The following is a 10509-nucleotide window of genomic DNA, read 5'->3' as shown; positions in this document are numbered from 1 at the left end:
ACCGTAGGCACAAAAAGGGTGAGCGAGAGTATGTTTTTGAGATAAAGTATTGTCGCGGGCTGCGTGTTTTTCTAAGAGACTATTACCGGGGAGGGCGAGGATTTCCACCGCGCTAATTCCTACTTCTAAGTCAGCAAAGGGTTTAACTAAATTTTCCAGCCATTGAGTTTCGGGGCGACAGTCTGCATCGGTAAAAGCGATGATTTCGCCTGTGGAGGTGCGAATCCCTTGATTGCGGGCGGCGTAGGAACTTTGAATCTGGTTTTCGGTGAGGTGGCGAATGGTTATTCTATCCAAATTGCCTCCCCCCCTTACCAAGGGGGGGACTGAGGGGGGGTAAATCCAAGATAAAATTGTGATGAATTCGCCCGCGCACCGCAAAATCCTCGGTTTCTACAGTGCCCCACTGTCCCAACTGTTCGCGAATGTATTGCTGGACATAGAAATGCCCTGCGGATGCCATGTATGGGTTGCGATCGCGTACAATTTGAATTAGGTGGCCCTGCAGGCGTTCTTTGAGATCCATGCGATCGCAGATACAATGAGTACACTAAGATTATATGGGATTGAATTATGATTGGAGAAGTCAGAATCGAAAATTATAAGTCCATTCAAAAGCTGAAGCTAGAATTAGGACGAGTCACCGTATTGATTGGTGAAAATGGCTGCGGCAAAAGTAATATCCTAGAGGCGATCGCCCTGGCTTCGGCGGCGGCTGATGATAAGCTGGATAACGAGTTTCTAGCATCTAGGGGCATCAGAGTTACAGAACCTCAATTAATGCGATCGGCTTTTGACAAGGAAAATTTAGCTAAAGATATCAGTATTGAGTTAAGAACGAATAAGGGAGAAGAATTCAGTTGTATTTTACAAAATGATAATTCTCCTTATTCTCAGTGGGTTAGTAATTTTTTTTGACAACACTGAAAACTCTATAAAAAATGCTGCTATTCTCTTTCTTCAAAAACATGGGGGAATAGATAAATTTACATTTATTTTGGAAGGGAAAACAGAGCTTTTTAAACAAGAATGGTTGAATCTTCAAAAGGATGCCGAATCCTTTATTCCCATATTTGACTTAAATAAATTTATAATTTACTCACCAGAAAACCAAGCGTTACGAATTTTTGAAAAAGCAGGACAAATTCAACCATTAGGCATTAATGGCGAAGGCTTATTTAAACTTATAAATGTCTTGAGTACAAACCAAAACAAAGACAAACTTAATCAAATCAAAAAAAAGCTGCAATTGATAGATTGGTTTAAAAATTTTGAAATTCCTCAAAATTCAGCACCACTGCAAAATTCTATCCAAATCACAGATAGGTACTTAGACCCAGATTTAGCTTATTTCGATCAAAGAAGCTCGAATGAAGGATTTTTGTTTTTACTTTTTTACTTTACCTTATTCATCAGCGATATCACACCTAAATTTTTTGCAATAGATAACATAGATGCTTCTCTCAACCCTCGATTATGTCGCCGATTAATCCAAGAATTAGTCGAACTAGCAAAAAAGAATGATAAACAAGTCATCTTGACAACTCACAACCCAGCAGTTTTAGATGGTTTGGATTTAGATGATGACCAACAGCGGCTGCTTGTGATTTCTCGCAACCAATTAGGTTATACTAAAGCCAGACGCATTCGGGGCCCCAAACCTCTGGAGGGACAAGAACTTGTGAAATTATCAGAGGCGTTTTTGAGAGGTTATATCGGCGGACTTCCTAAGAATTTTTAAGATGATTAGTTTTGGATTGATTGCAGAGGAACTTACCAAATTTTTATGTCCTATAATAGAGACAAAACTTAGGAGATTAGTATGCAAGCATACAAACTTAGAGGTAAAATCGATGCAACTGGCAACTTGGTAGTTGTGGAACCCGTGAATATGCCGCCGGGAGATGTAGAAATCATCGTTTGGCCGGTAGCTGATGCGGTTGTCAGTTCCCCAGAGTTAGTAGTTGAGTCGCAGGAAGCAAATCCCAAAAGAAAAGTAAAAACTAAAATCAAGGCTTTGCAAGCCTGGTTTGAGAATACTCAGCCTGTCTCGCCTGAGTTCGATGCAGAGGAAGCTAGATGGGAAGCTTTGAAGGAGAAACACAATTTATGAAAATCTTGCTAGATACTAACATCATCTTAGATATCGCCCTCGAACGACAGCAATTTTTTGGTGAAAGCGAACAAGTTTTGTCCTTTGTTGAACAGGGACAACTAGAAGGCTATATTTCAGCCTCTACTTTTGGCGACCTTTACTACATCATACGTAAAGTTAAAAGTCGAGATTCAACGCTTGAGTTTTTGAGACATATAGCCACATTTTGTCAAGTCGCAACAGTAGATAACTCTGTTATTTCAATGGCATTAACTTGCAACTTCAAGGATTTTGAAGATGCGATTCAGTACAGCACCGCTGTAATCAATCAAATTGATGCCATTGTCACCCGCAATCCGCGAGATTTTCCGGTTACTACTCCTAGAATTGTAACTCCCAATCAGTTAATTCAAAAGTTAACCAATTCTCCCTAAATTTCTTAAATCCCTAAACTTCCGATTCCAATTCTGTAGCTCGTAATTTCACGGGAAATTCAACTTTCTTCAACTCAGACGACTCTAACAACTGCACTTTCTCCTCAGAATTAGCTTCACCGTGCCGCCCTTTTCCCAATTTTTCCGCCAAAGTATCCCGCTGGTTGATCAAATAAATACTCACCAAAGTCAGCCCTACGCCCATTGATTGCAGCGAATTCAACACCTCGCCCAAGAACAAATTGCCGAACAGCAAAGCAAAAATTGGGGTAAGAAACGTCAGAGAACTTAAACTCGTCAAACTGCCGCTAGAAGCAAAATAAAAGAATAAACCGTAGGCGATCGCACTTCCGAACACGGTAGAATAACCTAGCGCCATCCAGCCAGAAAAATCGATATTCACAAACTGTTCGGACTCAGTTGCAGCCGAAAGTGCCAACAGCGGCAAACCGCCCAAAATCATGTGCCAGCCCGTCGCCACAATCGGGTCAACATAGCGGCAAACCCAGCGCACCAAAACCGTACCCACAGCCATCGACAAAGCCGCCAACAGCATCAACCATTCCCCACCCTCAAAGAACTGTTCGATACCCCCAGAAACCTGCGCGCCTTCGGGAGAAAACAGCCCCAAAATCCAGCCATCGGGCAACCCAATCAAACTGATGCCGATAACGCCAATCACTAATCCCAACCAGCCCCAAAATCCAATTTTTTCTTGAAACAGCCACAAACACAAAATCGCCACAGCTAGCGGTTGAGAATCAATCATCACCGAGCCCAAACCCGCATCGGTTTTCGCCAAACCTTCGGCTAAAAAGCCTTGAAACAAAGTACCGTCAACCAAAGCAAACAGCGAAATCCACAGCCAAGCTTTCCAACCCTGTGGTTGTTTTTTTCCCATGAATGCCGCCGCGAGGAGCACCAACACACCCGCAGGTACTAGACGCACAAAAGCCACAAACAGCGGTGTCGTGTGCGGCATGACTCCTTTCATCGCTACCATCGCGGTTCCCCACAGGAAAAACGGCGCAATTAGCAACAGCGGCGCAAAGGGCAGTTTAGAATCGGTAAGTTTTAGCTGCATGGCGGGGGCTCCAAATAATTGATGAGAGTGGCTCTCAGAAAAATAATGTAGATTTGTTAAGCAATTTTTACAATTATATATCGAAGGTGGGTTAAGTGCGATCGACCGATCGGCAAGAAACCCAGTTTTTTCACCCAGATATTCGCTTCAAACCCTGAATCTCTGCAAAAAACCCGGTTTCTTCAGTCTCATTGAGTAGCCAGAAACCCAGTTTTTGCACCCAGATATTCGCTTCAAACCCTGCATCTCTCGAAAAAACCAGGTTTCTCCAGTCTCATCGAGTAGCCTTCTTCCCTCTTCCCTATGACTGATGAAAACTGAAAACTGTCAACTGTCAACTGTCAACTCTTCCTTCAGATGAGTCACACTATAACTTAGCTACAAAATTTCCTACATTGCCTGTAAACTGCCCATGATTTGGCCATTCAAGCCCCGCTACCGCAAACAAATCGCCCGCATCGAAGTCACCGGTGCCATTGCCGGAGAAACCCGCAAACGAGTTCTAGAGGCCCTCAAAACCGTTGAAGAACGCAAATTTCCCGCCTTGCTGCTGCGGATAGACAGCCCTGGGGGGACAGTCGGCGATTCCCAGGAAATTTACAGCGCCCTCAAGCGCTTGCAAGAAAAAATCAAAATAGTCGCCAGTTTCGGCAATATTTCAGCTTCTGGCGGAGTCTACATCGGCATGGGAGCTCACCATATCGTTTCCAATCCCGGTACAATTACCGGCAGCATCGGCGTGATTATCCGGGGCAACAATCTAGAAAAGCTGCTTGAAAAAGTCGGCGTTTCTTTTGAGGTGATTAAATCGGGGCCGTATAAAGATATCTTGGCATTCGATCGAGAATTGACCGATGCTGAACAGCAAATTCTGCAAGACTTGATCGACACCACCTACCAGCAATTCGTCGAAACCGTCGCCGAAGCCCGGAAACTCCCAGTTGAAAAAGTCAAAACTTTTGCCGACGGCCGCATTTTTAGCGGTCAGCAAGCCTTAGAATTGGGTGTGGTCGATCGGCTCGGAACAGAAGAGGACGCTCGCCGCTGGACAGCCGAACTCGCCGGCCTCGACCCGGAAAAAACCGAGTGCTGTACGCTAGAAAAAGCCAAACCTTTCCTAAATCGGGTCTTGGGGAGTAGTCTGGATACATCGGGGATTTCAGCTTACAAAAACTTGCTGGAATTCGAGCTTTCTACTAGCGGTTTACCGCTGTGGCTGTATCGCCCGTGATTTAATAGTCAGTTGGCAGTTGGCAGTTGGCAGTTGGCAGTTGGCAGTTGGCAGTTGGCAGTTGGTAATTGGTAATTGGTAATTGCAACTAACAACTAACAACTAACAACTAACAACTGAGGGCGGGCACTCTTGGCACCGCCCCTACCAACTAACAACTAACAACTAACAACTAACAACTGACAACTGACAACTAGCAACTGACAAAAACATGAAAAATATTGGCGTGGAGTGGCAAGTGCGGGCGATTCGCGGGGCAACTACTGCTAGCGAGAATTCGGTGGCAGCAATTCGAGAAGCGGTGAGAGAATTGTTAGATGAATTAGAAGCAAAAAATGATATAAATCCAGAATTAATTATTAGTGCTACGTTTTCTGCTACTCGCGATTTAGATGCTGTGTTTCCGGCCGCGATCGCCCGCGAACGTCCCCACTGGTGCAATGTTCCTTTGTTGGATGTCCAGCAAATGCACGTTGAGGGTTCTTTACCGCGCTGCATTCGGTTTTTGATTCACGTTAATTGGCCGGCACAGGTTGAAATTTATCATCCTTATTTGCGGGGAGCTCAAAATTTGCGCCCCGATTGGAATTTGGCGGTGGCTGCGGCTGGGGAAAAGTAGACGGTTATTTCGGATATTTGGGGAAAAATGTATATTTGGCTGCAGGGTAATTGGTAATTGGCGATCGATTCGGAACCTATTACCCATTACCAGATATTAGATTAACCGATCGCCAAAATGTCGGAATAACCGTTTGATTTACTAATAGATTGCAAAAAAAACCGGCTTCTCGAAGAAACCGGGTTTTTATCAATCAGTGGCTTTCTTGTGATGCAGCCTAATCCCTAAAAAGATGTCATATATAAAACTCCAAAAGTCCTTTTTCCCCTCCAATATTCCCAAACTTTGAGGAGAACCCTTCTCATCCAACAGCGGCTTTACAGCCTCGTAAGCCGGCTTGTAATTGTACCAAGGAATTGAAGGCCACAAATGATGGATGAGGTGATAGTTCTGCCCCAAAATTAAGATATTCAGAATTGGACTCGGATATACTCTGGCATTTTTCCAGCGATCGCGCTCGTGAAACGGACGGTGCGGCAAATAATAAAAAAATAACCCCAAGGCTAAGCCCACCACCAAAGCAGGAGAAAACCAAAAATTTAGCACGTAACCTAAATGGTCGTATTGAATGGAGATACAAACCACTCCAATTACAAACAAACGGCTGAAAAACCATTCCCAAAGTTCGTTTTTCCGCCACAGTTTGCGCTTAAAGAAGAAAATCTCGTGGTAAAAAAACCTCGCAGCAATTAACCACAAAGGCCCGCCAGTAGAAACATAATGGTCTGGATCGTTATCTGGGTCATTAACGTGGGCGTGATGCTGCATATGTACCCGCGTAAACACCGGGAAAGCAAAGCCCAACATCAGCGCGCTGCCGTGTCCCAAAATAGCATTAACTGTACGATCGCGGTGCGCCGCATTGTGAGACGCATCGTGAATCACCGTTCCAGCCATGTGCAACGCCAGCACGTTCAGCAAAAAACAACACCAATCCGGCCATTCCCCGTACCAGTAACCCACAAAGGAAATCGCGATCGTCGCTAATGCACTCAAAAACAACAGCATCGTCGGATTCAAGTCACCGGGAGGACTCAGAAACTCTTTCGGCACTGTCAGCGGCCGTCCTGCCTCCGACATCTTTGTTAACACTCCTTAATATTTCACCCTTGCGTAGTATAAGATACAAGTCTCCCTATAGTAAACTTTCGTAAAAAAACTGCATCTAAAGTATTGCCCACTAAGTTTAGAGATGTCTCTGGACTCAAACTCTTAGGTGCGCGGGACAATCCCAAAACTCCAATCCCAAATTAAAATTGTTTTACCCGCAAGCTGACCAACTTTTCGAGACGGGATATTTAAAATTTCGCCCGATCGCAAATTCGATCGCCACAATGGTAGAGTTTTTGTATTATAGGCATCTTGACCCCGCCCAAAAACGGATACAAGTTTCCCACAAAACTCGCCATCCGCCCCAAATTTTAGACTAAGAGTTCAGATCCCAGATTCATCTGCAGACTAAATCTCAAATCTAAAATCTCAAATCTAAAATCCACCGACTGTCTTTCCACCCGCCTCCCCAGAACACCGCTGATGCAATTGCCAAAAGCCCTACGCCGAACTAAAATTGTCGCCACCATTGGCCCTGCCACATCCAACCCACAAGTGCTGCGAAACCTCATAGAAGCTGGTGCTACAACTTTGCGACTCAACTTTTCCCACGGAACAGAAGAAGACCACCTTCGCAGCATTCGCTTAATCCGGCAAACTTCCTTTGAACTCAACCAGCCGGTCGCCATCCTCCAAGACCTCCAAGGCCCAAAAATTCGCTTGGGGCGCTTTGAAACAGGCTCTATAACTGTCAAAAACGGCGATCCTTTCATTTTGACCAGCCGCCCGGTGGTCGGTACAGAGCTCATTTCTTCCGTCACCTACGAAACCCTAGCTTCGGAAGTCCCAGAGGGAGCCACGATTCTGCTAGACGACGGGAAAGTAGAAATGCGCGTCGAAAAAGTAGACAGCGGCGCGGGAGAACTCTACTGCCGCGTTGTCGTCGGCGGGCCGCTTTCCAATAACAAAGGCGTGAATTTTCCGGGAGTTTACCTGTCAATTAAGGCGCTCACAGATAAAGACCGCAAAGATTTAATGTTCGGCCTCGACCAAGGTGTCGATTGGGTAGCTTTGAGCTTTGTCCGCAATCCCCAGGATATGCTGGAAATTAAAGAACTGATTGCCAGTGCGGGCAAGCAAGTACCGGTGATTGCTAAGATCGAAAAGCACGAGGCGATCGAACAAATGGAAGAAATTCTCGCGCTTTGCAACGGCGTGATGGTCGCCCGCGGCGATTTGGGAGTAGAACTTCCCGCCGAAGACGTGCCGATTTTGCAAAAGCGCTTGATTGCGACTTCCAACCGCATGGGCATTCCGGTGATTACCGCTACCCAGATGCTCGACAGCATGGTCAACAATCCCCGTCCTACCCGCGCCGAGATTTCCGACGTGGCTAACGCGATTCTCGACGGAACTGATGCGGTAATGCTCTCCAATGAAACCGCTGTCGGCAATTTTCCTGTCGAAGCGGTGGCGACGATGGCGAGAATTGCCGTCCGCATCGAGAGGGAAGAAATTAAGCGCAATATTAGAAATGTAGAAGATGTCGGTCGATCGATCCCCAACGGCATCAGCCAAGCAGTCAGCCAAATCTCCGAACAGCTAAACGCCGCGGCGATTATGACACTGACCAAAACCGGCTCTACAGCCCGCAATGTCTCCAAATTCCGACCGAAAACTCCAATTTTGGCAGTTACTCCCCACGTAGACGTAGCCCGACAACTGCAATTAGTCTGGGGAGTCAAACCACTGTTGGTGCTAGATTTGCCCTCCACAGGCCAGACATTTCAATCTGCGATCGATGTCGCCCAAGAAAAAAAATTATTGTCCGACGGAGATTTAGTGGTGATGACCGCCGGTACTCTGCAAGGGGTTGCCGGCTCAACCGATTTGATCAAAGTTGAAGTAGTGACAGCAGTTTTAGGCAGAGGCGCCGGCGTCGGTTTGGGATCGGTAAGCGGGATGGCCAGGGTGGCTCGCACTGCTAAGGATGTGTCGAATTTCCGCGCCGGAGACATTTTGGTAGTGGAGCGCACCAGCGCCGATTTTGTGGAGATGATTCGCAAAGCAGCAGGTGTGGTGACGGAGGAGGAAAGTTTGACTTCTCACGCTGCGATTATCGGTTTGCGTTTGGGCGTGCCGGTAATGGTGGGCGTGGAGAATGCGATGCGGATCATTCGGGACGGCACTATGCTGACGCTGGATATGCAGCGCGGTTTGGTTTATTCCGGCGCAAGAGCCGGCTCCACAGAGGGGGAACTTGCTGTTTAACAAGTTCTGAGTTAGGAGTTGTGGAATTTTGAATTAAATTCTACAACTCATTGCTTTTTTTTGGAATTTGTGCTATTATAGAAAGTCGTCTTGCCGATGTAGCTCAGTGGTAGAGTAATCGATTCGTAATCGATCGGTCGCGGGTTCAAATCCCGCCATCGGCTCTGGGTTTGGGCCTTTTTGCCAAACTAAAGCAATAAATTTAATTAAATTCGATCGCTCCGAAGGCAAGTTTTGATTGATTGATTTTACTTTGGAGGGCGAGGGACGCGAGAACTCAGGGGACTGAGGATTTGATTCAGGGCGCGCAATTGTTCGGCAGTACCCAAACAAATCAGCATATCTCCTCCTTGGATAGCAGTTTCTCCAGTTGGCCCCACAATCAAATTGCCGTCAGGGCGACGAATTGCCAAAACTAAAGCCCCTGATTGCGATCGCAATTTGGCATTTCTCAAAGTTTCTCCGACGTAGGCGCAACTGTTAGGATTTACCAGAAATTCTTCCATATAAAAAGAGCGATCTGTTCCCGTCAAAATGCCGTCCACAAAATCCAGAACTTGAGGACGCAAAGCAGCAGCAGCCATGCGTTTGCCGCCCGTAATGTAGGGGGATACAACCACATCGGCACCGCCCCGCTGCAACTTCTTTACGGCTTCTTCTGTGGTGGCGCGGGCGATCGCCCGTATTTTCATATTCAGAGTTTTCGCCGACAGCACAGTGTATAAATTCTCGGCATCCGACGGCAAAGCTGCTACTATGCAAAGTGCGCGATCGATCCCCACATTCAACAAAGTTTCATCGAGTGTCGCGTCTCCCTGCACCGCCTTGTATCCCAGCGCCAAAGCCGCCTCAATCGATTGTATCGCCGAATCTACCACCACAAAAGGGATTTTTTCTGCCTCAAATTCCAAGGCAATCTGCCGCCCAGTGCGCCCAAAACCGCAGAGAATATAATGTCCGATCAAAGAATCTACCAAACGCCGCTGCTGCCTAATTCTTGCTCCTTCTTGAAAATAGCCTTGAATTAGCGCTTCTGTAAAGCGGTTGACGATATAACCAATCACCATCACACCCATCAAAATCAGGCACATGGTAAACATTCGCGCGCGGCTGCCGAGGGGGTGAATTTCGCCGTACCCGACAGTTGCTAAAGTAAATACAGTCATATAAGCTGCATCCAGCAAAGACCATTTTTCCACCTGCCAATACCAGAGAGTACCCGTGCAGAAAACGCCACCAAGGGCGATCGCGCCGCCCCTTAACTCTTTTTCCAGATGCTGATACTTTTGCTCTAGATTTGAATACACCGATTTGGCTGACCTATTACCTATTAGCTGCTACTAAATTTAGCTATTTTTGGCGTACTTATGGCGATCTATTAATATTTGCCAGCTAGGGCTTGCGGATAGGCGATCGCACTTTTTGCTGATTTATAATTTCGTCGCACAAGTGGCGATCGCTTTCAGCAAGCACAGACTTAACCTGAAGAGAATTGCGAGTTAAATTACAACCCTGCACCAGCAAGTCTTCCACATTCAAATTCCACAATATCACGGTACCATCCGCACTCGCACTAGCGATCGTCTTGCCATCTGGACTAAAACTGGCACTCCACACAGCACTCTTGTGTCCCTTTAAAGTTTTAATCAATGTACCGTCAACTTTCCACAGTCTCACCATTTTGTCTGCACTCGCCGATACCAGTATTTGGCGATCGGGACTAAA

14 protein-coding genes and 1 tRNA gene are annotated in these 10509 nt (G+C 46.3%); 9 read left to right on the top strand and 6 right to left on the bottom strand.

The window, feature by feature from the left end:
- Both WBA89_RS10580 and WBA89_RS10575 read right to left on the bottom strand, forming a co-directional pair.
- A partial coding sequence (locus tag WBA89_RS10580; protein WP_424406247.1) for a glycosyltransferase occupies positions 1 to 297 on the bottom strand: 297 nt, incomplete at its 3' end.
- Entirely contained in the window at positions 290 to 526 is a 237-nt protein-coding gene (locus WBA89_RS10575) for a hypothetical protein (RefSeq protein WP_424406246.1), read from the bottom strand. The genes WBA89_RS10580 and WBA89_RS10575, both read right to left, overlap by 8 nt.
- A 47-nt stretch (positions 527 to 573) precedes the next feature.
- Here WBA89_RS10575 and WBA89_RS10570 point away from each other — a divergent pair, with 47 nt between their 5' ends.
- The 4 genes from WBA89_RS10570 to WBA89_RS10555 all read left to right on the top strand — a co-directional run bounded on the left by WBA89_RS10570 (position 574) and on the right by WBA89_RS10555 (position 2529).
- Positions 574 to 918, top strand: coding sequence for an AAA family ATPase (locus tag WBA89_RS10570; RefSeq protein WP_424406245.1), 345 nt, complete (start codon positions 574 to 576; stop codon positions 916 to 918).
- Positions 875 to 1741: an AAA family ATPase gene (locus WBA89_RS10565; protein WP_424406244.1), complete on the top strand. Its 867-nt coding sequence runs from the start codon at positions 875 to 877 to the stop codon at positions 1739 to 1741. The genes WBA89_RS10570 and WBA89_RS10565 overlap by 44 nt, the downstream gene beginning before the upstream one ends.
- A gap of 81 nt (positions 1742 to 1822) precedes the next feature.
- The gene (locus WBA89_RS10560) at positions 1823 to 2113 is read left to right on the top strand and encodes a hypothetical protein (protein WP_193971147.1); all 291 of its coding nucleotides are present in this window, start codon (positions 1823 to 1825) and stop codon (positions 2111 to 2113) included.
- Positions 2110 to 2529 carry a type II toxin-antitoxin system VapC family toxin gene (locus tag WBA89_RS10555; protein ID WP_424406243.1) on the top strand — a complete coding sequence of 140 codons (420 nt, stop codon included), beginning with the start codon at positions 2110 to 2112 and terminating at the stop codon, positions 2527 to 2529. Before WBA89_RS10560 ends, WBA89_RS10555 begins: the two co-directional genes overlap by 4 nt.
- Before the next feature lie 13 nt (positions 2530 to 2542).
- Here WBA89_RS10555 and WBA89_RS10550 read toward each other — a convergent pair whose 3' ends face one another.
- A complete protein-coding gene (locus WBA89_RS10550) occupies positions 2543 to 3613 on the bottom strand; it encodes a DMT family transporter (protein WP_424406242.1) in 1071 nt (356 codons plus the stop codon).
- Between the two features lie 412 nt (positions 3614 to 4025).
- Here WBA89_RS10550 and sppA point away from each other — a divergent pair, with 412 nt between their 5' ends.
- On the top strand, positions 4026 to 4844 hold the full coding sequence (sppA, locus tag WBA89_RS10545; RefSeq protein WP_424406241.1) for a signal peptide peptidase SppA: 819 nt from the start codon (positions 4026 to 4028) through the stop codon (positions 4842 to 4844).
- 211 nt (positions 4845 to 5055) lie between these two features.
- On the top strand, positions 5056 to 5463 hold the full coding sequence (gene aroH, locus WBA89_RS10540) for a chorismate mutase (protein WP_424406240.1): 408 nt from the start codon (positions 5056 to 5058) through the stop codon (positions 5461 to 5463).
- A 189-nt stretch (positions 5464 to 5652) separates the two neighbouring features.
- Here the strand turns inward: aroH and crtR are convergent, their stop codons facing one another.
- On the bottom strand, positions 5653 to 6543 hold the full coding sequence (gene crtR / locus WBA89_RS10535) for a beta-carotene hydroxylase (protein WP_424406248.1): 891 nt from the start codon (positions 6541 to 6543) through the stop codon (positions 5653 to 5655).
- Between the two features lie 176 nt (positions 6544 to 6719).
- Between crtR and WBA89_RS10530 the strand changes: the two genes are divergently transcribed.
- The 3 genes from WBA89_RS10530 (at position 6720) to WBA89_RS10520 (ending at position 8948) form a co-directional block, all read left to right on the top strand.
- On the top strand, positions 6720 to 6893 hold the full coding sequence (locus WBA89_RS10530) for a hypothetical protein (RefSeq protein ID WP_424406239.1): 174 nt from the start codon (positions 6720 to 6722) through the stop codon (positions 6891 to 6893).
- Between the two features lie 103 nt (positions 6894 to 6996).
- Complete coding sequence (gene pyk, locus WBA89_RS10525) at positions 6997 to 8784, top strand: pyruvate kinase (RefSeq protein ID WP_424406238.1); 1788 nt, start codon at positions 6997 to 6999, stop codon at positions 8782 to 8784.
- Positions 8785 to 8876: 92 nt separating this feature from the next.
- A tRNA-Thr gene (locus WBA89_RS10520) sits at positions 8877 to 8948 on the top strand.
- Between the two features lie 84 nt (positions 8949 to 9032).
- On the opposite strand, the gene WBA89_RS10515 is transcribed toward WBA89_RS10520, so the two are convergent.
- Positions 9033 to 10091, bottom strand: coding sequence for a potassium channel family protein (locus tag WBA89_RS10515; RefSeq protein ID WP_424406237.1), 1059 nt, complete (start codon positions 10089 to 10091; stop codon positions 9033 to 9035).
- Between the two features lie 85 nt (positions 10092 to 10176).
- Positions 10177 to 10509 (bottom strand): WD40 repeat domain-containing protein (locus WBA89_RS10510; RefSeq protein ID WP_424406236.1); only part of this gene is annotated, 333 nt, incomplete at its 5' end.

The organism is Microcoleus sp., assembly GCF_049646505.1.
Lineage (GTDB): Bacteria > Cyanobacteriota > Cyanobacteriia > Cyanobacteriales > Microcoleaceae > Microcoleus.
Note: the sequence above shows the minus strand (reverse complement) of the source record. Positions and strands in the feature narration are given on the sequence as shown.

What these genes read in the sequence shown, in the direction of transcription:
- sppA (WP_424406241.1), top strand. Translation starts at nt 4,026, where the DNA reads ATGATTTGGCCATTCAAGCCCCGCTACCGCAAACAAATCGCCCGCATC.
- WBA89_RS10550 (WP_424406242.1), bottom strand. Translation starts at nt 3,613, where the DNA reads ATGCAGCTAAAACTTACCGATTCTAAACTGCCCTTTGCGCCGCTGTTG.
- WBA89_RS10570 (WP_424406245.1), top strand. Translation starts at nt 574, where the DNA reads ATGATTGGAGAAGTCAGAATCGAAAATTATAAGTCCATTCAAAAGCTG.
- WBA89_RS10565 (WP_424406244.1), top strand. Translation starts at nt 875, where the DNA reads ATGATAATTCTCCTTATTCTCAGTGGGTTAGTAATTTTTTTTGACAAC.
- crtR (WP_424406248.1), bottom strand. Translation starts at nt 6,543, where the DNA reads ATGTCGGAGGCAGGACGGCCGCTGACAGTGCCGAAAGAGTTTCTGAGT.
- WBA89_RS10555 (WP_424406243.1), top strand. Translation starts at nt 2,110, where the DNA reads ATGAAAATCTTGCTAGATACTAACATCATCTTAGATATCGCCCTCGAA.
- aroH (WP_424406240.1), top strand. Translation starts at nt 5,056, where the DNA reads ATGAAAAATATTGGCGTGGAGTGGCAAGTGCGGGCGATTCGCGGGGCA.
- WBA89_RS10575 (WP_424406246.1), bottom strand. Translation starts at nt 526, where the DNA reads ATGGATCTCAAAGAACGCCTGCAGGGCCACCTAATTCAAATTGTACGC.
- pyk (WP_424406238.1), top strand. Translation starts at nt 6,997, where the DNA reads ATGCAATTGCCAAAAGCCCTACGCCGAACTAAAATTGTCGCCACCATT.
- WBA89_RS10560 (WP_193971147.1), top strand. Translation starts at nt 1,823, where the DNA reads ATGCAAGCATACAAACTTAGAGGTAAAATCGATGCAACTGGCAACTTG.